24 protein-coding genes and 1 riboswitch are annotated in these 21,823 nt (G+C 68.4%); of the genes, 17 read left to right on the top strand and 7 right to left on the bottom strand.

Annotation, left to right across the window (positions count from 1 at the left end):
* Positions 1-24: 24 nt before the first annotated feature.
* Positions 25-420 carry a VOC family protein gene (locus AB0M15_RS32450; RefSeq protein WP_363826676.1) on the top strand — a complete coding sequence of 132 codons (396 nt, stop codon included), beginning with the start codon at positions 25-27 and terminating at the stop codon, positions 418-420.
* Here AB0M15_RS32450 and AB0M15_RS32445 read toward each other — a convergent pair.
* A complete protein-coding gene (locus AB0M15_RS32445; RefSeq protein WP_363826674.1) occupies positions 417-908 on the bottom strand; it encodes a GNAT family N-acetyltransferase in 492 nt (163 codons plus the stop codon). The genes AB0M15_RS32450 and AB0M15_RS32445 overlap by 4 nt on opposite strands.
* 21 nt (positions 909-929) lie before the next feature.
* Here AB0M15_RS32445 and AB0M15_RS32440 point away from each other — a divergent pair, with 21 nt between their 5' ends.
* On the top strand, positions 930-2,033 hold the full coding sequence (locus AB0M15_RS32440) for an ionic transporter y4hA (protein WP_363826672.1): 1,104 nt from the start codon (positions 930-932) through the stop codon (positions 2,031-2,033).
* On the opposite strand, the gene AB0M15_RS32435 is transcribed toward AB0M15_RS32440, so the two are convergent.
* Positions 2,023-3,432: an ankyrin repeat domain-containing protein gene (locus AB0M15_RS32435; RefSeq protein ID WP_363826671.1), complete on the bottom strand. Its 1,410-nt coding sequence runs from the start codon at positions 3,430-3,432 to the stop codon at positions 2,023-2,025. The genes AB0M15_RS32440 and AB0M15_RS32435 overlap by 11 nt on opposite strands.
* A 145-nt stretch (positions 3,433-3,577) precedes the next feature.
* Entirely contained in the window at positions 3,578-3,943 is a 366-nt protein-coding gene (locus AB0M15_RS32430) for a nuclear transport factor 2 family protein (RefSeq protein ID WP_363826667.1), read from the bottom strand.
* A 49-nt stretch (positions 3,944-3,992) separates the two neighbouring features.
* On the opposite strand from AB0M15_RS32430, the gene AB0M15_RS32425 reads away from it, so the two are divergent.
* The 4 genes from AB0M15_RS32425 to AB0M15_RS32410 all read left to right on the top strand — a co-directional run bounded on the left by AB0M15_RS32425 (position 3,993) and on the right by AB0M15_RS32410 (position 6,646).
* Positions 3,993-5,027, top strand: coding sequence for an amidohydrolase family protein (locus AB0M15_RS32425; RefSeq protein WP_363826664.1), 1,035 nt, complete (start codon positions 3,993-3,995; stop codon positions 5,025-5,027).
* A gap of 97 nt (positions 5,028-5,124) precedes the next feature.
* Positions 5,125-5,574 carry a hypothetical protein gene (locus AB0M15_RS32420; protein WP_363826661.1) on the top strand — a complete coding sequence of 150 codons (450 nt, stop codon included), beginning with the start codon at positions 5,125-5,127 and terminating at the stop codon, positions 5,572-5,574.
* Between the two features lie 6 nt (positions 5,575-5,580).
* Positions 5,581-6,003: a DCC1-like thiol-disulfide oxidoreductase family protein gene (locus AB0M15_RS32415; RefSeq protein WP_363826658.1), complete on the top strand. Its 423-nt coding sequence runs from the start codon at positions 5,581-5,583 to the stop codon at positions 6,001-6,003.
* A complete protein-coding gene (locus AB0M15_RS32410; RefSeq protein WP_363826655.1) occupies positions 5,975-6,646 on the top strand; it encodes a TetR family transcriptional regulator in 672 nt (223 codons plus the stop codon). Before AB0M15_RS32415 ends, AB0M15_RS32410 begins: the two co-directional genes overlap by 29 nt.
* Positions 6,647-6,649: 3 nt before the next feature.
* Here AB0M15_RS32410 and AB0M15_RS32405 read toward each other — a convergent pair whose 3' ends face one another.
* Positions 6,650-7,168: a DinB family protein gene (locus tag AB0M15_RS32405; RefSeq protein WP_363826652.1), complete on the bottom strand. Its 519-nt coding sequence runs from the start codon at positions 7,166-7,168 to the stop codon at positions 6,650-6,652.
* A gap of 349 nt (positions 7,169-7,517) precedes the next feature.
* On the opposite strand from AB0M15_RS32405, the gene AB0M15_RS32400 reads away from it, so the two are divergent.
* The 4 genes from AB0M15_RS32400 to AB0M15_RS32385 all read left to right on the top strand — a co-directional run bounded on the left by AB0M15_RS32400 (position 7,518) and on the right by AB0M15_RS32385 (position 12,021).
* Positions 7,518-9,197 carry a DEAD/DEAH box helicase gene (locus tag AB0M15_RS32400; protein WP_363826649.1) on the top strand — a complete coding sequence of 560 codons (1,680 nt, stop codon included), beginning with the start codon at positions 7,518-7,520 and terminating at the stop codon, positions 9,195-9,197.
* Between the two features lie 78 nt (positions 9,198-9,275).
* Entirely contained in the window at positions 9,276-10,193 is a 918-nt protein-coding gene (locus tag AB0M15_RS32395) for a hypothetical protein (protein ID WP_363826646.1), read from the top strand.
* Positions 10,190-10,558, top strand: a complete 369-nt coding sequence (locus tag AB0M15_RS32390) for a DUF1304 domain-containing protein (protein WP_363826643.1) — start codon at positions 10,190-10,192, stop codon at positions 10,556-10,558. Before AB0M15_RS32395 ends, AB0M15_RS32390 begins: the two co-directional genes overlap by 4 nt.
* Before the next feature lie 68 nt (positions 10,559-10,626).
* Positions 10,627-12,021, top strand: a complete 1,395-nt coding sequence (locus tag AB0M15_RS32385) for an MFS transporter (RefSeq protein ID WP_363826640.1) — start codon at positions 10,627-10,629, stop codon at positions 12,019-12,021.
* Here the strand turns inward: AB0M15_RS32385 and AB0M15_RS32380 are convergent.
* Positions 12,002-12,643: a LysE family translocator gene (locus tag AB0M15_RS32380; RefSeq protein ID WP_363826637.1), complete on the bottom strand. Its 642-nt coding sequence runs from the start codon at positions 12,641-12,643 to the stop codon at positions 12,002-12,004. The genes AB0M15_RS32385 and AB0M15_RS32380 overlap by 20 nt on opposite strands.
* Positions 12,644-12,770: 127 nt before the next feature.
* A riboswitch (cobalamin riboswitch) is annotated at positions 12,771-12,835 on the top strand.
* A 54-nt stretch (positions 12,836-12,889) separates the two neighbouring features.
* On the opposite strand from AB0M15_RS32380, the gene AB0M15_RS32375 reads away from it, so the two are divergent.
* The 6 genes from AB0M15_RS32375 (at position 12,890) to AB0M15_RS32350 (ending at position 19,183) form a co-directional block, all read left to right on the top strand.
* A complete protein-coding gene (locus AB0M15_RS32375; protein WP_328331054.1) occupies positions 12,890-13,093 on the top strand; it encodes a CbtB domain-containing protein in 204 nt (67 codons plus the stop codon).
* 40 nt (positions 13,094-13,133) lie between these two features.
* Complete coding sequence (locus AB0M15_RS32370) at positions 13,134-13,904, top strand: CbtA family protein (RefSeq protein WP_363826632.1); 771 nt, start codon at positions 13,134-13,136, stop codon at positions 13,902-13,904.
* The gene (locus AB0M15_RS32365; RefSeq protein ID WP_363826629.1) at positions 13,901-14,551 is read left to right on the top strand and encodes a histidine phosphatase family protein; all 651 of its coding nucleotides are present in this window, start codon (positions 13,901-13,903) and stop codon (positions 14,549-14,551) included. The genes AB0M15_RS32370 and AB0M15_RS32365 overlap by 4 nt, the downstream gene beginning before the upstream one ends.
* Positions 14,552-14,623: 72 nt before the next feature.
* On the top strand, positions 14,624-15,727 hold the full coding sequence (locus AB0M15_RS32360; protein ID WP_363826626.1) for an alpha/beta hydrolase: 1,104 nt from the start codon (positions 14,624-14,626) through the stop codon (positions 15,725-15,727).
* Complete coding sequence (locus AB0M15_RS32355) at positions 15,724-16,095, top strand: hypothetical protein (protein ID WP_363826621.1); 372 nt, start codon at positions 15,724-15,726, stop codon at positions 16,093-16,095. Before AB0M15_RS32360 ends, AB0M15_RS32355 begins: the two co-directional genes overlap by 4 nt.
* A gap of 472 nt (positions 16,096-16,567) precedes the next feature.
* The gene (locus AB0M15_RS32350; RefSeq protein WP_363826618.1) at positions 16,568-19,183 is read left to right on the top strand and encodes an RICIN domain-containing protein; all 2,616 of its coding nucleotides are present in this window, start codon (positions 16,568-16,570) and stop codon (positions 19,181-19,183) included.
* Positions 19,184-19,462: 279 nt separating this feature from the next.
* On the opposite strand, the gene AB0M15_RS32345 is transcribed toward AB0M15_RS32350, so the two are convergent.
* The gene (locus tag AB0M15_RS32345) at positions 19,463-19,840 is read right to left on the bottom strand and encodes a VOC family protein (RefSeq protein WP_363826615.1); all 378 of its coding nucleotides are present in this window, start codon (positions 19,838-19,840) and stop codon (positions 19,463-19,465) included.
* Between the two features lie 159 nt (positions 19,841-19,999).
* Between AB0M15_RS32345 and rox the strand changes: the two genes are divergently transcribed.
* On the top strand, positions 20,000-21,424 hold the full coding sequence (gene rox, locus AB0M15_RS32340; RefSeq protein ID WP_363826612.1) for a rifampin monooxygenase: 1,425 nt from the start codon (positions 20,000-20,002) through the stop codon (positions 21,422-21,424).
* Here the strand turns inward: rox and AB0M15_RS32335 are convergent.
* Positions 21,332-21,823 carry a VOC family protein gene (locus tag AB0M15_RS32335; protein ID WP_363826609.1) on the bottom strand — a complete coding sequence of 164 codons (492 nt, stop codon included), beginning with the start codon at positions 21,821-21,823 and terminating at the stop codon, positions 21,332-21,334. The genes rox and AB0M15_RS32335 overlap by 93 nt on opposite strands.

Below are 21,823 nucleotides of genomic sequence, written 5' to 3'. Positions count from 1 at the left end.
CCCGGCGATGAGAGGGTGTGCGCCATGAGTATTCGGGTGCAGTGTGTGATCTACGACGCGATCGATCCGGCCGCGCAGGCGAGGTTCTGGGCCGAGGTGCTGGGCTGGCGGATCACGCACGAGGTCGAGAAGGAGTCCGTGCTCGAGCCGCCGGAGGGAAGCCCGGAGGACGGCATCGTGCCCGATATCTTGTTCGTCCGGGTACCGGAGGACGAGAAGAAGTCGCTGAAGAACCGGGTGCACATGGATCTGCGTCCGGACGACCAGGAGGCCGAGATCGCCCGGGTCGAGAAGCTCGGCGCCCAGCGCGCGTCGGTCGGCCAGGACGAGTCCGTCTCCTGGGTCGTGATGACGGATCCCGAGGGCAACGAGTTCTGCATCCTCCGCGCCTTCACCCCGGAAGAGCTCGCCTCCCTCTAGAGCGGGCGGTGCATCACATGAAGGCCGACATAACCGTGTGAGGGGCTGAGGAACGCCTCGGGCACGGTGCCGATGATCTCGAAGCCGAGTGCCTGCCAGAGCTTGACCGCGGTGGTGTTGGACTCGACCACCGCGTTGAACTGGATCGACCGGAACCCGCTCCGGCCGGCCCAGTCGATCATGTCCTGGCAGAGCGCCCGGCCGACCCCCTGGCCGCGGGCGGCGGCGTCGACCATGAAGCTCGCGCTGGCGACGTGCGCTCCTGGGCCGGGGCGATTCGGGTACATGTTCGCGCTGCCCAGAACCTTGCCTTCGGCATCGATCGCGACGGTTGTCCGGGCCAGTGGCGACGCCGACATCCACAGGGATCGTGCCTGCTCGAAGGTCAGCTCGGGGTCGTAGGTGAACGTCTCGCTGGCGGTGACGATCTCGCGGAAGAACGGCCAGATCGCGTCCCAGTCCGCTGCGACAGCCTCTCGGATCTCCATCAGCCGATAGAATCACAGGGGATGACGAAGACTCATGTGCTTTCTGGGCTGCCGCGCTGGAGTCTGGCCGTGCCCCCACTCGCGCTCATCGTCCTTGCCGTGTCCTGGGGCAGCAAGCCAGGGGTGATCCTGCTGATCCTCATCTGCGCCGGCCTCGGCGCGGCGGTGATCGCGGCCGTCCATCACGCCGAGGTCGTGGCGCACCGGGTCGGCGAACCGTTCGGCACGCTGATCCTGGCGCTCGCGGTGACGGTGATCGAGGTCGCACTGATCGTGACACTGATGGCATCGGGTGGTGACAAGGCCGCTTCGCTTGCGCGCGACACGGTCTTCGCCGCGGTGATGATCACCTGCAACGGCATCCTGGGGCTCGCGCTCGTGGTCGGCTCGTTGCGGCACAAGACGCAGGAGTTCCGGGTGCACGCGTCCGGCAGCGCGCTCGCCGTGATGACCGCGCTCGTCACGCTCAGCCTGGTGCTGCCGACCTTCACGACCAGTACTCCGGGCGCGACGTTCAGCGCGGCTCAGCTTGCCTTCGCGGGTGTCGCTTCGCTGGTGATGTACGGAGTCTTCGTCTTCGTCCAGACCATCCGCCACCGCGACTACTTCCTTCCTGTCACCGAGCCAACCGACGAAGACTCTGAAGAAGTCCACGCAGAGGCGCCCAGCACCAAGACCGCGCTGCTGAGTCTGGGGTTGTTGTTCGGTTGCCTGATCGCCGTCGTCGGCCTGGCCAAGACGGTTTCGCCGAAGCTGGAGTCCGCGGTCGAGTCGGCCGGTGCGCCGCTCGCGGTGGTGGGCGTCGTGATCGCGCTGCTGGTGTTGCTGCCGGAGACGGTTGCCGCAGTACGAGCCGCACTGCGGAACCGCCTTCAGACCAGCCTCAACCTCGCGCTCGGTTCAGCCCTGGCCAGCATCGGACTGACGATCCCGGCGATCGCCATCGCGTCGATCTGGCTCGACGGGCCGCTCGTCCTCGGGCTCGGTGGCAAGGAGATGGTGCTGTTCGCGCTGACCGTGGTGATCAGCATGCTCACCCTGGCGACCGGCCGGGCCACCCTGTTGCAGGGCGCGGTCCACCTGATGATCTTCGGCTCGTTTCTGTTCCTGACCGTCAGCCCTTGAGGCTGTCCAGGTAGTCGACGACCTCTTGCTGGTGGTTGTGCTCGGCCCAGCCACGGGGCGTGCTGTGGTACGAGGAATCCTCGATCGATGGGTCGGCACCGAGCTCGATCAGCTTCTTGACGGTGTCGAGATGACCCGAGAACGCCGCCTGGTGCAGAGGGGTGTTCATCGCCTGCACGTTCAGATCGAATCCGAGTTCCTGCAGCGGCGCCATCGCCTCAGTCCGTCCCAGCTCCGCGGCCCGGATCGGTACGAACGGATTCCGCCGTACTGCCCGCGCAGCCAACTCCGGATCGGCGCCGACCGACTCGCCCCGTAGCGCGGCCGCGTACAACTCATGTACCTCATCCAGCGGCGCCGCGCCCGCGACCCGCAGCAGGTCGGCGACCTCGGCGTAGCCGGCCACCGATGCCAACTCGTAGGCCCGATGGCCGCAGAAGCCCGGATGCTCGGTGCCGCGCGCGTCGGGGTCGATGCCTTGGGCAAGCATCAGTTCGACGCGGTGCAGCAGTCCTCGCGAGGAGGCGAAGACCAGCTCGTCCTCCAGTAGCTGGCGTGGCGTCGGGTGCGCTGTCGTCATCCGCTCGTGCCAGGGGCCGCCCTCGCCTTTGCCCAGACCGAATTCGAGCAGTAGCTCCAGGTGGTCGTCGTCGTACGGCGGTGGGCAGCCGGGGCCGCAGTTGTACATCGTCTGGCTGTCGTTCGGATCGGCGCCGGCTTCGAGCAGCAGGCGGGCCAGCTCCAGCCGGTTCCGATGTGGCGGCTGGTCGCCCTCGCCGCGTCCGAAGGCGCCGGTGAGAGCAGTGAAGGGTGATGGCAGGCCGTCCCAGAGGTAACCCGCGTTGGGATCAGCTCCGTTGGCCAGTAACAGCTGCGCGATCTCCAGCTGTGCAGGCGCTTCCAGTCGCGAATAAGTCAGGTAAAGAAGGGGTTCCCAACGGAACGGTCCGCCTTCTCGCCTGGCCAGCGACGGATCTGCGGCCAGCGTCGCCCGGACGGCGTCCAGCTCTCCGGCCACGACCTGGGTGTAGATGTTGCTCAGAGCAACTTCATCGAGGAGGTCGCGGGCGCTGACCTGCCGGGCCGGATCGTCCTGGCCGTAGTGCAGCGTGGCCAGCTTGAGGAACTCCTCGACGGGATTCGAACTGCTCGGCACCACGTGCGGTGAGCGGCTGTAGCGGTCGATCAGTTCGAGATGGTGGACGAGCCGCGGCCAGCTGGCGAAGCCGTAGCTGCGGGCGATCGCCACCTGCGCGTCAGCGAGCGTGCTCACCGGATAGAACTCGGCGGCCAGTGCGACGGCCGCGGGATCCTCGGCGCGGACCTGCTTGAGCAGGGTCTTGGCCTGGTTCCTCAGGTGATCCAGGCGCGGCGAGTTCGGAAGATTACGGGTCGGCATGGCGACCTCCTCTCTGCGTGCCTGCTGTCCGCGTCGTCAGGCGAGAAAGGAGGTGGATACCACAAACTCAACCTCGAGATCAGGTGGGCTGAGCCCTTCCCGCGGACCGGTGGCACCCTGAGTGCCTGCCACCGATCGTACGACCTCAGTGCTTTTCCATCCACCACTCGGTGAATTCGTGCGCCCGGCCGTCCTTGTCGAGGCGGATCACCCACAGGTTGCTGTACTCGCCGAGCGGGTCGGTCTGGTACGTCGTCCAGCCGCGGACGAAGCCGACGCCGTCGCCGAATCCCAGCACCTGGTACTCGAAGAGCGTCTCGCCCGGCGCGTCGGCGACCTCCAGCCAGGCGTTCACGATCGCGTCGCGGCCGAGCACCGGCTCCTCGTCGGGGCGGCGGTAGAAGGCGGCGTCCTCGGTCCACAGGGCGGCGATGTGCTCGGGATCGTTCGACTCCCAGGCTCGCCGGTAGGCCTGCACCCAGCGATCCAGGTGCTTCTCCTTGAGCGCCATGGCGAGCATTCTGCCGCGCCATGAGCTGATCTCCGGGGAGGATCGAGCCATGGCGACCTGGGTGTTCGACGGAATCGGCCTGCCGGCCGGCGATCAAGTCCATCTCGAAGCAGGTACGGGCGACCGGGAGGCATTGCCCGGCCGGTACGCGCTGCCCGGGCTGGTCGACTCGCACTGCCACCTGACCTTCGGCGTCGGCGACCACGGACCGGTACTACTCGGCGAGACCGAGGCTCGGACCATGCTCGACGGCCTCGCGCAGGCCGGCGTCGGCGCGCTCCGGGACGTCGGCGGCAACAGGTCCGTCACCTTGAAGCTTGCCGCGAGCCCCGAGGACGGCCGGCCCGTCGTACTCGCCGCCGGGCGGTTCCTCGCTCCGGCGGACAGCTACTTCCCAGGGATGTACGAATCGGTACCGGCCTCAGGACTGGTCGCGGCGGTCGAGGCCGAGCTCGACGCCGGCGCCACCTGGGTCAAGCTGGTCGGCGACTTCCCCGCGGTCGGCCCCGACGGCCCGATCCGCGGCAGCGCGGTCACCCCGAATTACGAGCTCGACGCCGTCGCCGAGATGGTCGCCGCCGTCCACGCCCGCGGTGCCCGAGTCGCCGCACACACCCAGACTCCATTGGTCAGCGACCTGGTGCGGGCGGGGATCGACTCCGTCGAGCACGGCGACGACATCACCGCCGAGGACCTCGAGGTGCTGGGTGCGCGGGGCGGAGCGTGGACTCCGACTCTCTCGGCCGCCATGTACGGCGCCGAGAACGACACCCCCGAGCGAAGCGCCCGCAGGCAAGCTCGGTCGGAGAAGGCGGCGGCGATGCTGCGGCTGGCCCACCAGTACGGCGTACGCGTCCTGGCCGGCTCAGACGTCGTCGGTACGGTCGCAGGCGAGGTCGACCAGCTCGTACGCCATGGGCTCTCGGTCACCCAGGCGCTGGAGGCGGCGAGCACTTCGGCCCGGGAGTTCCTCGGCCTCGACAGCGAGGGCGACCTCGTCACGTACGAAGAGGACCCGCGGGAGCATCCCGAAGTACTGGCCAGCCCTGCGGCCGTCGTCCTGCGGGGCCATCGCATCCGCTGAGACCCAGCTCACCACGTCCGCTTCTTGAACATGTTCAAAAGGCTGGCCTACTCTCGTCGTGTCAGAGAATTGAACGTGTTCAAAATGTGAGGACGTGATGAGAATGACGGTGGTCACCTATCTGATCTACCTGTTGATCGCGGTGTCGCTGACGATCTGGGTGGCACGGACGCTGAGCCGGAACGGACGGGTCTTCCTGGTCGACGTGTTCCACGGCAACGAGGACTTCGCCGACGCGGTGAACAAGCTGCTCGTGGTCGGCTTCTACCTGGTCAACCTGGGCTTCGTGACGCTGTTCCTGCGCACCGGCCGCACTGTGGTCGACGCCCGCGGGGTGCTCGAGCAGCTCAGCGTGAAGCTGGGCATCGTGATGGTCGTCCTGGGCGTCCTGCACCTCCTGAACGTCTGGACCTTCAACACGATCCGCCGCCGCAGCCGCCTGGAGGACATGACCACACCCCCGGTTCCGCCGAACAACTTCGTCGCTACCGGCGCCTTCCAGCCTCCGCTGACCGGCACCCAGCAGCCGATGCCCTCGGGCTACTGACGGACCATGCAAGAGCTAGTAGTCCTGTACGACGCGCAGTGCGGCCTCTGCCGCCGCTTCAAGGAGTGGCTGGCGGGGCAGAAGCCAGGGCCGAACGGCCTGGGTGGGGTGGTACGGCTCGGATTCGTCGCGGCGGGGTCGACGGAGGCTAGGGCGCGGTACCCGGAGCTGGACCACCTGGCGACACTGCGCGACGTGACGGTGGTCGCCGACGACGGAGCCGTGTATGTCGGCGACCGGGCGTGGATCGTGTGCCTGTGGGCGACCTGGGAGTACCGGGCTACCGCAGTACGGCTGGCCAGTCCGGCGATGCGGCCGGTGGCGCGGGCGATGGTGCAGGTGGCGGCGGGGTTGCGGAGCAGGAACTCGGAGTTGATCGGAGGTGACTACGCTGACGGATGTGACGGACGGTGCGACCGCCAAGGGTGAGCAGACGCGTGAGTTGATTCTGTCGACGGCTCTGCGGTTGTTCCGGGAGCAGGGGTACGGCAAGACGACCATGCGCGCCATCGCCACCGAGGCGGGGGTCTCGGTCGGGAACGCGTACTACTACTACAGCTCCAAAGAGCACCTGATGCAGGCGTACTACGACCACCTGCAGGTGCTGCATCGCGAAGCAGTGCAGGAGATCCTGGCCGGCGACAAGTCGTTCGCCAAGCGGCTCATCGGCGTACTGCGGACCTGGCTCGACGTGTCCGAGCCCTATCACGAGTTCGCCGGCACCTTCTTCAAGACGGCGGCCGAGCCGAAGAGCCCACTGTCGCCTTTCAGTGAGGAGTCCCGGCCAGCCCGGGAGGCGAGTATCGAGATCTTCCGTCAGGTCGTGGAGGGCTCGGACCTCAAGCTCCCCGCCGACCTGCGAGCAGAGCTGCCGGAGCTGCTCTGGCTGATGCAGATGGGGATCGTCCTCTTCTGGGTGCACGACGACAGCACAGGGCTGCGCCGCACACGGCTGCTGATCACCAGCACTGTGCCGCTGGTGGACAGACTGCTCCGGCTGACCCGCATCCCTGGTGTGAAGGGCGTCGTGAACGACCTGGTCGGCGTGATCCGCCAGCTCAAGGGCGTCTGAGCACTACTCGCCGGTGAGGCCGTCGAGGCGTTGGCGGAAGAGGTCGGCGTGGCCGTTGTGGCGGGCGGCTTCCTCGATCAGGTGGAGGTAGAGGGAGCGCACGGTGTGCTCGGTGCCGACCCGCGGCCGGATGAAGGTGTGGTCGAGGTCGTAGCCGGCCAGGATCTCGTCGTTCAGCTTGGTCGTCTCGCGGAAGTCGGTGAAGTCCTCCTCGACGTGGGCCGGGTCGACCAGGTCGAAGTCGCCGTCGGGGTACTCCTGGCTCCAGGTCTTGAGCAGGTCGAAGGAGCGGCCGTCCAGGCAGATCTGGATCCAGTACCGCTCGACCTCGGTCGCGTGCCGGACCAGCCCGATCAGGCTCATCGTGGACGGCTCGATCGCCTTCTCGGTGAGCTGCTCCCCGGTCAGCCCGGAGGTCTTCCACAGCAACGTGCCCCGATGGAAGTCGAGGTACGCCTGCAGCAGTTCGCGCTCGGTGCCAACGGTCGGCGGGTCTACTCGGTACTCCTCAGCGGCGGTCACGGCGGAAAGATACCCAGTTCAGGTAACCCTCTGCCAGAGGTCGGCCGGTGCCGTACACTGAATGTGACGGCCCGCCCAGTTCTGCCTCGGGCCGATCTCAGTGCATACGCTGCGCTAGCAGTCGACCACCACGCGCCGCGGCTCAAAAGCTGCGCCGGGCAGGACGACCCCCGATCTTTTGGAGTACTTCATGGCGGCACGCCGCCCCAGTAGCACCACGCCCAATTCCACCCCTTCCAACAACTCAGCACGACCCCCGCGCGCCCAGGGTGAGGCCCCGGCGCGTCCCCGCCGCCGGCGCCGTACCGGTGCGGGAGGCAACAATCCCGCTGCCGAGTCCGGCCGGCCGGTGACCGCCTCCGAGGCCGGTCGCCGTGGTTCCGCCGACAGCGGTCGCGGGGTTGCCGAGAGCAAGCAGGCCGCGTACGCCGAGGTCGCGCCGACCGTCGTCGACGAGAACCTGACCTTCGACGACCTCGGCGTACCCGCCGGGCTGGTCAAGGCGCTGGCGGCCGCCGGCATCCTCAAGCCGTTCCCGATCCAGGCAGCCACGCTGCCGGACTCGCTGGCGGGCAAGGATGTGCTCGGCCGCGGCCGGACCGGTTCCGGCAAGACCTACGCGTTCGTACTGCCCGTGCTGGCCCGGCTCACCACGAGCAGCAGCAAGCGCCGGCCGAACCACCCGCGCGCGCTGATCCTGGCGCCGACGCGGGAGCTGGCGACCCAGATCCAGGCCTCCATCACGCCGCTGACCGACGCGCTCGACCTGCGCACGATGACCATCTTCGGTGGCGTCGGCGCGGGCCCGCAGATCACCCAGCTGAAGCGTGGCGTCGACATCGTGATCGCCTGCCCGGGCCGGCTCGAGGACCACGTCAAGACCGGTCACGCCAAGCTCGACCAGGTCGAGATCACCGTGCTGGACGAGGCCGACCACATGGCCGACCTCGGCTTCCTGCCCGCCGTCCGGCGGATCCTGGAGGCGACTCCGGCGAACGCCCAGCGGCTGCTCTTCTCGGCCACCCTGGACGCCGGTGTCGACGTCCTGGTCAAGCGGTTCATGAAGTCGCCGGTCACGCACAGCGTCGACTCGGCTCAGTCGCCGGTGGCCAAGATGACCCACCATGTGCTGCATGTTCAGTCCGACAGCCGGTTGCCCGTGCTCGTCGACCTGACCGCCGCACCGGGTCGGACGCTGGTCTTCACGCGCACGAAGTACGGCGCGAAGTCGCTCACCAAGAAGCTCATCGCGCAGGGTGTCCCGGCCGTCGAGCTGCACGGCAACCTGTCGCAGGGCGCTCGGACGCGCAACCTGGAGGCCTTCTCCGACGGTTCCGCCAAGACGCTGGTCGCGACCGACATCGCCGCGCGCGGCATCCACGTCGACGACGTCACGCTGGTCATCCACGCCGACCCGCCGATCGAGCACAAGGCGTACCTGCACAGGTCCGGCCGTACTGCCCGCGCCGGCGCCGAGGGCACCGTCGTCACGCTGATGACGGACGACCAGGTCCGCGACGTCCGCGACCTCACCCGCAAGGCCGGTATCGCCGCCACGGTCACCAAGCTCCGCGTCGGCGACCCACTGCTCGCTGAGCTCGCCCCCGGCGAGCGCACCTTCGTCACCCCGACCATCAAGGTGATCGCCGACGACGAGGTCCGCCGAGCAGGCAGCAGCGGCCGCGGTCGCAGTCGCGGCGCAGGTGGCTCCGGCTCGGCGCGAGGTACCGGCTCCGCACGCGGCGCCGGCTCCGGTCGAGGCACGGCCTCCAGCTCAGCGCGTGGTGCGGGCTCCACCTCTGCGAAGGGCGGAGGAGGCACTCGCTCCGAGCGCTCCGGCTCCGCGAACGGTGGTGGTCGGGGCAATGGCTCCGGTGGACAGTCGACCAAGACCCGCTCACAGGGCCGTGGTGGCGCATCTGCTCCCAAGAGCTACAGCACCACCACTCCCGGTGCGAGCAGCCGTCCGGCAGGAGCAGCAGCTTTCTCGGCCGGCACCCGCGCAGGTGGCACGCGCCGTGGGCGCTGACCAACAGAACTAGATGAAGAGTTGAGCCCGGTCAGGCATAGCCTGGTCGGGCTCAGCTTGTTTGTGGGGAGGACGGGTGTGAAGGTCAGGACGGTGTTGGGGGAGCTGCCGGCTGGGGAGCTTGGGGTTACCGACTCGCACGATCATCTGTTCTTCCGGAGTGCGTTGCTGGCGGGGCAGGAGTTGGATGATGCCGACGGGGCGGCTGCTGAGGTCAGGGACTTCAAGGCTGCGGGTGGCCAGGCGATCGTGCAGTGGACGCCGTACGGGCTCAATCGCCGAGCGGCTGATCTGGCCAAGATCTCTGCTGATACAGGGATTCACCTCATTGCGGCGACCGGGCTGCACCGGGCTGAGCACTACCCCGCCGGGCTGGTGGACGAGGTGCGGCCGCGGCTGGCGGAGATCTTCGTCCGGGAGTTGACCGAGGGGATCGGCGACAGCGGAGTCAGGGCTGGGCTGATCAAGGTCGCGAGTGGATTCCACGTTCTCGACGAGCACGCGCGGGTGGTGATGATCGCCGCCGCCGAGGCGCAGCATGCGACGGGGGCGCCGATCGCGATCCATCATGAGTTGGGGAGCGCGGCGGACGTAGTACTGGATCTGCTCGTCGACAAGTCCGGCGTCGCGCCGGAGAGCGTGATCCTCGGGCATCTGAACCGCTTCCCTGACCACCGCTTCCACCTCGAACTGGCCGCCCGCGGACCGTTCCTCGCCTTCGACGGCCCGTCGCGAGCCAACAACGCGACCGATCCACGCCTCTTCGACTGCCTCGCCGCGCTGATCGACGCCGGATACGCCGACCGGCTGCTACTCGGCGGCGACACGACCACCGCCCGAGCCCGGGCCGCCACCGGCGAAGGCCCCGGCATCCCCTACCTGCTGACCGGCCTCCGCCCCCGCCTGATCCGCACCTTCGGCGAAGAAATCGCTACTCAATTGTTCGTCGACAATCCCGCTCGCGCCTTCGTGACTCGCGGTACCGTTCGCGAGTGAACACGATCGCGCAGATCTTCGTCGCCCTCGCCGGTGCCTTCCACCTTGCCGTCTTCGCGATGGAGAGCCTGCTCTTCATGAAGCCGAGCACGTACAAGCGGTTCCTGATCCCGAACGAGGCCGAGGCAACGATCGCCAGGCCGTGGGCCTTCAACCAGGGCTTCTACAACCTGTTCCTCGCCCTCGGCGCGATCGGCGGACTCATCGCCGGTGGCGACAAGGGGCACGCGATCGCGCTGTTCGCCTGCGCCTGCATGGCCGGCGCCGGCATCGTGCTGATCGCCTCGGACCGCCGGATGGCTCGCTCGGCCGCGCTGCAGGCCGGTCCGCCGATCATCGCGCTCGTCCTCGCCGCCGTTCTCTGAACCCCGTCAAGTGCACTTGAAGTCGGCGCGTTGACTTCAAGTGCACTTGATATCAGAGGCTGCTCGGCATGACGACAACCGCCGACCAGCCGGCCGACACCGCGATCAAGCCCCGAGCCGCCGGCGTGCTGGCGCCGCAGTACCGGGCGCTGACGATCGGGATGGTCGCGCTGATCACCCTGATCGCGTTCGAGAACCTCGCCGTCACCACCGCGATGCCGACCGTCGCGCAGGCGCTCGACGGGCTGGCGCTGTACGCGCTCGCGTTCGGCGGACCGCTCGCGTCGAGCGTGGTCGCGATGGTCGTGTCGGGCACCTGGAGTGATCTGAAAGGGCCGATCCGGCCGCTCTGGTACGGCACCGGCTGGTTCCTGCTCGGGCTGATCATCGCCGGCGCCGCGCCGACGATGGAGGTACTGGTTGCCGGCCGCATCATCCAGGGTTTCGGCGGCGGTCTGGTCACGGTCGCCCTGTACGTCGTCGTCGGACACCTGTACCCGCCGGAGCTCCGGGCCCGGATCTTCGCCGCCTTCGCCACCGGCTGGGTCGTACCGTCGCTGGTCGGGCCGGCGATCGCCGGGCTGATTGTCGAGCATGCGAGCTGGCGGATCGTGTTCCTCGCAGTACCGGCGCTGGCTGTTCCGGCGGTGCTCGTGATGCGGCCTGGGCTGGCCGGCGCCAACTCGGGGTCGATCGCGAAGGCGGGCTCGCTGTGGGATCGGCGGGCGCTGTGGGCGGTCGCGGCCGCTGTCGGAGTCGGGGTTTTGAGCTACGGCGGTCAGCAGAGTGGGCTGCTTCAGCCGGTGCTGGTTGCGCTGGGGCTGGCCGGTGTCGCGGTCTTCGCGCCGAAGTTGTTGCCCAAGGGAACGTTCCGGATCTCGTCCGGGCTGCCCGCGGTCATCGCGTTGCGCGGTCTCGTGGCGGCTGCTGGGTTCGGGGCTGAGGTGTTCCTGCCGCTGATGTTGACCCGCGAGCGGGGGTTGTCGCCCGCGTTCGCCGGGCTGGTACTGACGGTCAGCGCGCTCTCCTGGACGGCGGCGTCGTGGTACCGGGGCCGCCCGGTGCAGCCGTTCTCGCACTCGGTGTTCCTGCAGGCCGGCATGGTCTCGATCGTCCTCGGCATCGTGACCGCAACCCTCACACTCAACCCACACGTCCCGGTCATCGTCGGCATCCTCGGCTGGGGCCTGACCGGCCTCGGCATGGGCACCGTCTTCCCGACCGTCTCGGTCCTGATCCTCGAGTACTCCACCCGCGAGGAACAAGGCTCGAACAGCTCAGCCCTCCAACTCAGCGACGCCCTGGCCACCGCCACCGTCCTCGCCATCGGCGGCACCCTCTTCGCCGCCATCTACCCCCACTCACCCACCACCGCCTACCTAACCGCCTTCGGCCTCCCCGCCCTCCTAGCTCTGCTCGGGGTCGTGGCTGGCCGGCGTACAGCTAATCCTTTGCTCCCGTAACTGCGATGCTGGCGCCGAGGCCGATGATCATCAGGCCGCCGGTGCCGCCGACCAGTTCGAGCCGGCGGGGTGAGCGGGCGAACCACTCGCGGGCCGTGCCGGCGACCAGTGCCCAGAGGCTGTCCGAGCAGAGCGCGATCAGGATGAAGATCAGGCCGAGGAGCAGGATCTGCAACGACGCCGGGCTGCCCGCGTTCTTGTCGACGAACTGCGGTAGTACGGCCGCGAAGAACACCGCCGTCTTGGCGTTCGTCACGCCGACCAGGAACCCCTGGCGCAGCGCCCGGCGAGCGCTCCCCGGCTTGACGCCGCTGGCCAGCGCCTCGGCCAGCGACTTGCGGGTGCGGAAGGCATGCACGCCGAGATAGACCAGGTACGCCGCTCCCGCCAGCTTCACGATCGTGAGCGCGATCGCGCTGGCGGCGATCAGCGCCCCGAGCCCGAGCGAGACGGCAACCAGCATCACCGCGGCGCCGACGGTGTTCCCGAGCATGGTCAGCACCGCTTCCCGCCGGCCGACGGTGAGCGCACGGCCGACGATGAACAGCACACTCGGCCCGGGCACGACGATGATGATGAACGCGGTGATCGCGAAGGCGACCAGGTGATGAGCGGATGGCATGGATCGAGAGTAGGTGAGCGGGCGGGTCCGGCGTACGGGTGATCTTTCCCACCTGGGCGTGGTCAGTGCGTTGACCGCGGTGGAAGCGGGCGACTACCTTTCGAGGGACAACCTGCGGTGCCATGAGGGAAACCGGTGAGAGACCGGTACGGCCGCGCCACTGTGAACGAGCTTGCTCGTGAGTCAGGACGCTCAGGCACCAGCAGCCTTTCGATTAGGGACGCGCACTTCCCTAGGAGGTCTCCGATGTCGGCAACCACGCCTGCTCGCTCAGTCGCAGTCCCGGCGATCTCGCCCCGGCTGCTCGCGATCGCTCTCGTCACCGTCGTACTGGCGCTGATGCTCGCCTACCTCGTCGGCTTCGACCAGGGTGCGCTGTCGCGCTCCGGCATGTACCTGCACGAGCTGATGCACGACGGCCGGCACCTGCTCGGCGTCCCGTGCCACTGAGTCCTGCCGTAGTACCACCCTTCTGAACGACAGGACTGCCATGCGCACCTTCGGATCCCTCCTGGTGCGCGGACTGATCGTCGGACTCTTCGCCGGCCTGCTGGCCGGAACCTTCGCGTACGTGATGGGCGAGCCCCATGTCGACGCCGCGATCGCGATCGAAGAGGCCAACGCGGCCGCGCACAGCCACGACGACGGCTCCACCGCCGAGCACAGCCACGAGGCCGAGGAGAAGCCCCTCGTCAGCCGCGACGGCCAGCGAGCCGGGCTGTTCCTCGCCACCTCGCTGTACGGCGTGGCGCTGGGCGGCATCTTCGCCGTCGGCTTCACGCTGCTGCGCCGCCGCCTGCGGACCACCAGCGACTCGTACGCCGCCCTGGGGCTGGCCGCCGCCGGGTACGTCGGGATCGTGCTGATCCCGTTCTTCAAGTACCCGCCGAACCCGCCCGCGGTCGGTGACCCCGACACGATCACCAAGCGGACGATCACCTACCTGTTGACCCTGGTGATCGGCCTGCTCGCCGTCTGGGCCGGCGTCGCCGCGTCGCGCTGGTCGGCCCGCTTCGGTACGGCGCCGTGGATCCGGCTGGCTGTCGGCGGAGCCGCCTTCCTGGCCACTGTGGTCGCCGCGTACTTGCTGCTGCCGTCGATCAACGAGGTTCCGGAGACGTTCCCCGCTACGCTGCTCTGGAAGTTCCGGCTGGCCTCGCTGGGCACCCAGACCACGCTCTGGCTGCTCCTCGGGCTCGGCTACGCGGCGGCGATCGACCGTCGTACGGCGAAGGTCGACTCTGAGGTGGTTGCCGCTTGACGTCTCTGACGCTGGTCGCGCACGCGCTGACTCCCGCCCTCCGGGGCCTGGTCCTCGGCGGTGACGCCGCACCCGATCCTGCCGGGGTCGAGGCGGCGCGCGAGCTGAAGATCGTCGCAGATGAGGTGTACGCCGGACCGGAGATTGCCGCGTTGGCTACGGCGTCGGCGCTTGGGCTGTCGCCAGTGGTGGTACAGGCGCTGCGGGACCGGGAGTACGGCGACTGGACCGGGCGCGAGCTGGAGGAGTTGCTCGAGGCTTCGCCGGGTGCGGTGGCGACCTGGCTTGAACGCCCGCACACTGCTCCGCCCGGCGGCGAGTCGGAGAACGACGTGATCACCCGAGTGGCCGACTGGCTCGGCGATCTGGCCGGCGGATCCGCCGAGGGCTCCTGGGACGGCTCCGTTGACGGGCGCTCGCCTGGCGACGGCTCCGCCGACGGGCCGAACGGGGCTGTGGACAACGGCCGACGGGGTGCGGCGGATCGGCGTACGGTGGCTGCGGTGGTGCATCCGGCGGTGGTGCGGGCGATCGTGCTGTACGTGCTCGACGCGCCTGCTGAGTCGCTGCGGCATGTCGACGTACGGCCGCTGTCGGTCGTGCGTTTGTCGGCTCACGCCGGTAGCTGGTCACTTACCTTCGGTTAGGTCAGCTCTTCCCGTCAGGGTTTGCGGGTGCCACACTGCGTGGGACTTTGGTGACTGACGGGGAGTTGCTGGATGGCGAACGAGCTCGAGGCACGGTTCGAGGCGAACCATTCGCTGCTGGTCGCTGCGCGTGACCGGCTGCAGGCGGCGGTCGACGCGGATACCGCGAGCAAGCAGGACCGTACCCGGCTAGATACGGTCAACGATCTGCTCAGGCCGGTACTGACCGCCGAGGTCGATGCCTCGGGCAACGTCGTACCGGTGCAGCGGTACCGCCGGTTCTGGTCGGTCGACCCATCGGGGCAGGGTCGCGCTGTCGAAGTGCTGGGCGATCTCGAGTCGGCGCGCAACGTCGCCTTGCTGGTGCCTGGGATGGGCAACTCGCTGGAGACCTTCGGCGGGCAGGCGGATCGTGGTGAGGCGATCCGGCATGAGGCCGGCCCTGGTACGGCGGTGATCGTGTGGCTCGACTACGACTCGCCGCAGGGGATCCCCGCCGCGATGAGCAAAGCGCCCGCGCTGGAGGCCGCGCCTCGCCTGGCTTCCTTCGTCGACGAGCTGGATGCGGTGAAGTTGCCTTCGGCAAAGGTCACGATGGTCGGTCACAGCTACGGTACGGAGGTCGTCGGGCAGGCCCTGCTGAACGGCGCGCACCCGGACCGGGTCGTCATGACCGGCAGCCCCGGAATCGACAAACACGTCGACCAGGCAACGGACCTGGTCGCACCGCCCACGCGCCTGTACGTCGAACGCGCGCCCGGCGACTACGTCGCCTACACCCAATGGCACGGCCCTGATCCGGCCGACTTCCCGGACTCGATCCGGATGGCGACAGCCGATCCTGTTGCTTCTGATGAGGCGGTCTCCGTGCACTGGCACAACGAGTACTACCGCACGAACAGCGAATCGCTGCGGAACGTCGGGCGGGTGGTACGCGGGGATCTGGCGCACATCTCGCGCACCGACACCACCCCGATGCAGGAGACGCGACTCGCCTGGGGCCCGGGTCTCCGGGGCCTCTCCGGAGCAGCCGCGAAGGTGTATGACGGTGTCGTGGCAGTCACCAAACCCTCCCGCGAAACTGCCCGCAGGGCTACCTCCGGCCAGGCCGCCGACGGCGCGCGTGTCCCGACTGGCTCTGTGCAGTCCCGACGACCCGAGGGGCCGCAGCGATGACGGATGCCCGAGAATTCCTCCGCGAAGAACTACTGGCGGTCGCAGCAATCGTCGTACCGACCCAGCAGCCGGTCATCACCCACGACCCAGGGCCGGTAAACCCCGGCGCCCTCTTCGACGGCCGCGCCCCCGCCACCGTCTCCAGCGTGACGGTAGAAACCGGCAACCCAACCTCAATCGACCCAGCCTGGGCAGTAGCCGCCGCCTCCGCCGCCCTCCAAGCCCGAGGCTGGCAAACCGAAATCGCCCCACCAGAAGACGGCCACCACCGCCTAGCCGCCCACCACAACGGCTTCGACCTAACGGTCCACGCCTGGACCACCGACTGGCGAATAACCTTCACCGGCCAAACCCCGTCGACGGTTTAGCTATCCCCACGCGCCCGCCCACTCGCTCCTGCGTCGCTCTCTCCGCGGGCGCTCCCGCCCACCCCAGGCTTCGCAGGCTCCTGCGTCGCCAGCGCAAAGGCGGTCTCGGCAGGCGGACTCGCTCGTCGGGGTACTGAGCGGCCGGGCCGCAGGTGATTGCCTGAAGCCACCGATGGGCGTCGGACTCTTCGGCGGATACGACTGTTCCGCTGAGCGACTGAATGCGCAGTTTCGTCAGCTCCGCCTGCCGCGGCTCCTCCTCGCCATCGAGGAACAGTACGGGCGTCGCGCCTTCGTGGCCGTGGCGGTGGCTCTACGTTCGCGGCTCGTGTCGGATTTTGGTGGACCTGAAAGAGATCCCGGCCCGCGGCAACCTTTTGCGGTGCCTGTGACAACTAGGAGGCGGATCAGGCCCCTCCGTGCCTGGATCCGCCTTCCTCCGGTGAATGACCTGCAAGGAGTACACCCCTCAATGGACAACCCCACGCACCGCGGGCGTCGCGGCCGCCGCTGGACCGCCGCCGGTCTGCTGGTCGGCGTGCCCGCCATCGTCGTGCCGTGCCTCCTATTCGCGCAGGACGACTCGCAGGCCGCGACGATCGACGGCAGCGCCTACTACCAGCTGGTTTCCGTGCGCAGTGGCAAGGTGCTCGACGTCAACGGCTTCTCCACCGCCGACGGCACCCGTATCCAGCAGTGGACCGACCAGCACACCGCCAACCAGCAGTGGAAGCTGAGGTCCACCGGGGACGGCTACTACGAGCTGGTGAACCGCAACAGCGGCAAGGTGCTTGGCATAGCGGGCAGCTCGACCGTCAAGGCGGCCGCCGCCGAGCAGCAGACCGACAGCTCCTCCACGGCCCAGGAGTGGAAGATCGGCGAGGTGAGCGGTTCCGACGCCGTCACGTTCACCTCTCGCAAGAGCGGCCAGCTCCTGGACGTCTCCGGAAGCTCCACCGCCCAGGGCGCGGCAGTCATCCAGTTTCCCGGTACGGGCGGCACCAATCAGCAATGGAAGCTGGTGAAGTCGGACCAGCCCCAGACGCCCGGTTCCGGACCGTACGTGTGGAAGAACGCCCAGGTGGTGGGCGGCGGTTACGTCACCGGTCTGGTGTTCAACCCGCGCGAGAACGGCCTGCTGTACGCGCGCACCGACATGGGCGGCGCCTACCGCTGGGACACCGCGGCCGAGCAGTGGATCCCGCTGACCGACTGGGTCGGCGAGAAGGACTGGAACCTGCTGGGCATCGATTCGCTGGCCACCGACCCCGTAGACCCCAACCGGCTCTACCTGGGGGCGGGTACGTACACCAACGACTGGGCGGGCAACGGCGAGATCCTGCGCTCCACCGACCGCGGCCGCACCTTCCAGCGCACCAGCCTGCCCTTCAAGTTGGGAAGCAACGAGGACGGCCGCGGCGCGGGCGAGCGGCTCGTGATCGACCCTGCGCACCCCAGCTCCCTGCTCCTCGGCACTCGTAAGAACGGCCTGTGGCGCAGCACCGACTACGGCGTCACCTGGAGCCAGGTCTCGTCGTTCCCCGTCAAGGACGGGGCGAGCAGCGGCGGCGGCATCTCTTTCGTAACGTACGGCCCGGCCGGCAGCAACACCGTCTACGTCGGCGTCGGTGACAAGGCCACCTCCCTGTACCGCTCCAGCGACGGCGGCAGCACCTGGTACGCCGTCTCCGGGCAGCCGACCGGCCAGCTGCCGCAGCACGGCGTCATCTCCGGCGACGGCTCGCTGTACCTGACGTACACCAATGCCCTTGGGCCCAATGGCGTGACGGGAGGCTCGGTGTGGAAGTACACGCCGGCCGATGGCGCGTGGAAGAACGTTTCACCGTCCCAGGGCAGTTACGGGTTCTCCGGTCTGGCCGTCGACCCGCAGAAGCCGTCCACGGTGATGGTCACCACCCTCGACCGCTGGTGGCCCGAGGACGAGGTCTACCGGACCACCGACGGCGGCTCGACGTGGAAGGCACTGGCCGACAAGTCGGTGCGCGACGCCTCCGGCGCCCCTTACGTCGGTACCGGCATCGGGCACTGGATGACCGCCCTGGCCATCGATCCCTTCAACTCCGGGCATGTGCTGTACGGCACCGGCAACGGCATCTGGCGCAGCAAGGACGTCACCGCCAACGACAGCGGCAGCACCAGCCACTGGGCCTCGGGGGCCCGCGGTCTCGAGGAGACCGCGCTGGCGGACGCGATCGCCCCGCCCGGCGGCGCCACCCTCATCACCTCCATGGGCGACCAGGGCGGCTTCCGGTACGACCCCTCCTTGACCACAATCCCGTCCGGGCGGCTGACGAACCCGCTAATGAGCAGCAGTACCGACATCGACTTCGCCCAGGCCAAGCCCTCGGTGATGGTCCGTGTCGGCCGTGGCGGCGCGCAGGACGGCGCCTACTCCACTGACGGCGGCAGCAGCTGGAACGGCATCAAGGCAGAGCCGGTGGGCAGCTCCGAGAGCTGCCATGTCGCGCTCTCGGCTGACGGCTCCACCATCGTCTGGACGGAGGCCGGCCAGGCCCCGTACCGCTCGACCGACCTGGGGTCCACCTGGTCGAAGGTCGGCGGCCTGGGCACCGACGCCGAGGTCGTCGCCGACCGCTCGTCGGCCAGGACTTTCTACTCGCTGTCCGGCGGCACGCTCTACGCAAGCACGGACGGCGCGACCTTCACCGCCCGGGCAGGCAACCAGCCTGCCGGCCGGCTCACGGCCGTCCCCGGCATCGCAGGAGACCTGTGGATCTCCGGCGGAGGCAAGGGTCTGCTGCACTCCACCGACGGGGGCCGCAGCTTCACCGCGCTCACCTCGGTGCAGTCCGCCTCCGCCCTCGGCTTCGGCAAGGCCGCGCCGGGCGCCGACTACCAGGCTCTGTACCTGATCGGCACCGTCAAGAACGTCACCGGAGTCTTCCGCTCCACCGACACGGGCGGCACCTGGGTCCGCATCAACGACGACGCCCACCAGTGGGGCAGCATCGGCGGAGTCGGCGTCGTCACCGGTGACCCCGACACTTACGGCCGCGTCTACATCGGCACCAACGGACGCGGTCTGCAGTACGGCGACCCGTCCTGACCCCACAACCCATCGAGCCCCGGGCCAGCCTCCAGCAGGCTGACCCGGTGGCTCGACTGCTGTGGGTCAGGCGCCCGCACGGAACCCGCGCCGCTTGCGCACCACCGTCAGGGCCGTGCCGCCCGGCAGGAGCACGCCCTGCAGGTGAGTACCGGGTGTATGTCGACAACCGGCATCAACCCCATCAGGAGCCCGCGTACCAGGGTGGGTGGGAGCGGTCGGCGCTGGGAGCGACGCAGGAGCGAGCGGGCGGAGGCTGCGTGGGGGGCTTGTCCGCGGTCAGCTGGTGGCTTCGCGTTCGGCAGCGCTTCGGAGTACGCAGAATTCGTTGAGTTCTGGGTCGTGCATGACGACCCAGCCGGTACCGTCGGGCTCTCGGAAGTCTGCCGCGATGGTGGCGCCGAGGGTGAGGAGCCATTCGACTTCGGCGTCGCGGGGGCCGTCGGGGACGAGGTCGAGGTGGAGGCGGTTCTTGGCTGCCTTCTCGTCGTTGTTCTGTTCGAACAGGAGCTTCACCTCGGGCGTGTTCACCGCGGCGTACTGCTCGCCGGGCAGGTCGTCGTCGGGGCGCTCGGCGCGGAGCACCTTCAGCCAGAAGCCGGCCAGTTCGTAGGGGTCGCGGGCGTCGAAGGTGACTGTGCGCACAACTGAGGTCATAGGCAAAACAATAGGCAAGGAGAAGTGCATCTCCTTGCCACAACTAATTTATAGCGCAGGGGTGGGCTTGCCGCAAGGCCCGGGGTGTGCTGGAGAATCACTCGCCGTAGCCAGAATCCTGAACAAAATCAGGGCAAAAGCGACCTTGGGGGATCTTGAATGATTGACGTGATCATCGCCGGTGGCGGACCGACCGGCATGATGCTGGCCGCCGAGCTGCGACTGCACGGCGTGGAGGTGGTCGTCCTGGAGCGGCTGCTGGAGCCGTCGCCGGTCGTCCGTTCGCTCGGTATGCACGCGCGCACGGTCGAGGTGATGGACCAGCGCGGTTTGCTGGAGCGGTTCCTCGCGCTCGGCACGAAGTACCCGGTGGGCGGTTTCTTCGCCGGCATCCGCAAGCCGACGCCCGAGCGGCTCGACACCAACCACCCCTACACGCTCGGCATTCTGCAGCCGGTGACAGATCGGGTACTGACCGAGTACGCCGGTGAGGTCGGCGCCGACGTCCGGCGCGGCACCGAGCTGGCCGGGTTGAGCCAGGACGACGACGGCGTGACAGTCGAGCTGGCCGACGGTACCGAACTCCGCTCGCGCTACCTCGTGGGTTGCGATGGCGGCCGCAGTACGGTCCGGAAGCTGCTCGGCGTCGCGTTCCCCGGCCAGCCGGCCACCCGGGAGGCGTTGCTGGCCGAAGTACAGCTGACTGCACCGCAGGAGACCGTCACCGAGGTGATGACCGAGGTCCGCAAGACCGAGCTGTGGTTCGGCGCGGGGCCGGTCGGGGACGGCATGTACCGCGTCGTAGTACCGGCCGCGGGGGTGTCGGAGAATCCGCGGATCCCACCGACCATCGACGAGATCAGCAAGCAGATGATCGCCACCGCAGGCACCGACTTCGGGGTGCACTCGCCGAGCTGGACGTCCCGGTTCACCGATGCCACGCGGCTCGCGGAGCAGTACCGGACCGGCCGAGTCCTGCTCGCCGGCGACGCGGCGCACGTCCACCCGCCGATCGGTGGACAGGGCCTCAACCTGGGCATCCAGGACGCGTTCAACCTCGGCTGGAAGCTCGCCGCCGAGGTCAACGGCTGGGCACCGGAGGGCCTGCTCGACAGCTACCACGTCGAGCGGCACCCGGTGGCTGCCAGCGTCTTGGACAACGTCGTGGCCCAGGGCGTGATGATGTCCAACGACCCGGCCGGCCAGGCCGTACGCCGCCTGGTGTCCGACCTGATGGACTTCGACGAGGTCAACCGGTACCTGACCCAGATGATCATGTCGGTCGACATCCGCTACGACTTCGGCGACGGCCCGCATCTCCTCGGCCGCCGTTTGAAGGATGTGACCCTCAAACACGACCGCCTGTACGCCCTGATGCACCAGGGCCGGGGCCTGCTCCTGGACCAGGCCGGCAAACTCTCGATCGGCGGCTGGGCCGACCGGATCGACCATGTGATCGACAGCAGCGACGAACTGGACTTCCCCGCCGCCCTATTGCGCCCTGACGGGCACGTCGTCTGGATCGGCGAGGACCAGCAATCCCTGGAAACCCAACTGTCGAAGTGGTTCGGCGCGGCCGTCTGACCTCAGTGCTGCCAGCTCTTGTAGACGAACTCGAGACTGTAACCGTCCGGATCTAACACATTGGCCGCGTAATAGCGGGGGGTCGTAGTAAACGCGTGCAGCCGGTACGCCGTTGTCTGCGGCCCCCGCTTCGATTGCCGCCGCATAGGCCGCATCCACCTCCGCCTCACTGTTCGCGACAAACCCGATATGCGCAGCACGACTGTCCACGTCGCCGGACCGAAGCCAGAAGAAGATCCGTCCATTGGCTCCGAAGCCCTTCAGATCCGGATGCCCGGGCGGCCCGTCGGCCCCGTCGTAGTCGACCCGAGTCGTGATGCCGAGCGGCGCCAAAGTCTTTGTATAAAAGGCGATCGAGCGATCAAGATCACTGACCGAGATGAAAACGTGGTCGAGCAT

The organism is Kribbella sp. NPDC051718, assembly GCF_040681515.1.
In the GTDB taxonomy this organism is placed as follows: domain Bacteria; phylum Actinomycetota; class Actinomycetes; order Propionibacteriales; family Kribbellaceae; genus Kribbella.
The sequence above is the reverse complement of the archived record's forward strand: the minus strand, read 5'-3'. Positions and strand labels throughout refer to the sequence as shown.

What these genes read in the sequence shown, in the direction of transcription:
- AB0M15_RS32425 (WP_363826664.1), top strand. Translation starts at nt 3,993, where the DNA reads ATGGCGACCTGGGTGTTCGACGGAATCGGCCTGCCGGCCGGCGATCAA.
- AB0M15_RS32385 (WP_363826640.1), top strand. Translation starts at nt 10,627, where the DNA reads ATGACGACAACCGCCGACCAGCCGGCCGACACCGCGATCAAGCCCCGA.
- AB0M15_RS32355 (WP_363826621.1), top strand. Translation starts at nt 15,724, where the DNA reads ATGACGGATGCCCGAGAATTCCTCCGCGAAGAACTACTGGCGGTCGCA.
- AB0M15_RS32370 (WP_363826632.1), top strand. Translation starts at nt 13,134, where the DNA reads ATGCGCACCTTCGGATCCCTCCTGGTGCGCGGACTGATCGTCGGACTC.
- AB0M15_RS32420 (WP_363826661.1), top strand. Translation starts at nt 5,125, where the DNA reads ATGAGAATGACGGTGGTCACCTATCTGATCTACCTGTTGATCGCGGTG.
- AB0M15_RS32440 (WP_363826672.1), top strand. Translation starts at nt 930, where the DNA reads ATGACGAAGACTCATGTGCTTTCTGGGCTGCCGCGCTGGAGTCTGGCC.
- rox (WP_363826612.1), top strand. Translation starts at nt 20,000, where the DNA reads ATGATTGACGTGATCATCGCCGGTGGCGGACCGACCGGCATGATGCTG.
- AB0M15_RS32375 (WP_328331054.1), top strand. Translation starts at nt 12,890, where the DNA reads ATGTCGGCAACCACGCCTGCTCGCTCAGTCGCAGTCCCGGCGATCTCG.
- AB0M15_RS32445 (WP_363826674.1), bottom strand. Translation starts at nt 908, where the DNA reads ATGGAGATCCGAGAGGCTGTCGCAGCGGACTGGGACGCGATCTGGCCG.
- AB0M15_RS32350 (WP_363826618.1), top strand. Translation starts at nt 16,568, where the DNA reads ATGGACAACCCCACGCACCGCGGGCGTCGCGGCCGCCGCTGGACCGCC.
- AB0M15_RS32360 (WP_363826626.1), top strand. Translation starts at nt 14,624, where the DNA reads ATGGCGAACGAGCTCGAGGCACGGTTCGAGGCGAACCATTCGCTGCTG.
- AB0M15_RS32450 (WP_363826676.1), top strand. Translation starts at nt 25, where the DNA reads ATGAGTATTCGGGTGCAGTGTGTGATCTACGACGCGATCGATCCGGCC.
- AB0M15_RS32335 (WP_363826609.1), bottom strand. Translation starts at nt 21,823, where the DNA reads ATGCTCGACCACGTTTTCATCTCGGTCAGTGATCTTGATCGCTCGATC.
- AB0M15_RS32380 (WP_363826637.1), bottom strand. Translation starts at nt 12,643, where the DNA reads ATGCCATCCGCTCATCACCTGGTCGCCTTCGCGATCACCGCGTTCATC.
- AB0M15_RS32435 (WP_363826671.1), bottom strand. Translation starts at nt 3,432, where the DNA reads ATGCCGACCCGTAATCTTCCGAACTCGCCGCGCCTGGATCACCTGAGG.
- AB0M15_RS32345 (WP_363826615.1), bottom strand. Translation starts at nt 19,840, where the DNA reads ATGACCTCAGTTGTGCGCACAGTCACCTTCGACGCCCGCGACCCCTAC.
- AB0M15_RS32430 (WP_363826667.1), bottom strand. Translation starts at nt 3,943, where the DNA reads ATGGCGCTCAAGGAGAAGCACCTGGATCGCTGGGTGCAGGCCTACCGG.
- AB0M15_RS32415 (WP_363826658.1), top strand. Translation starts at nt 5,581, where the DNA reads ATGCAAGAGCTAGTAGTCCTGTACGACGCGCAGTGCGGCCTCTGCCGC.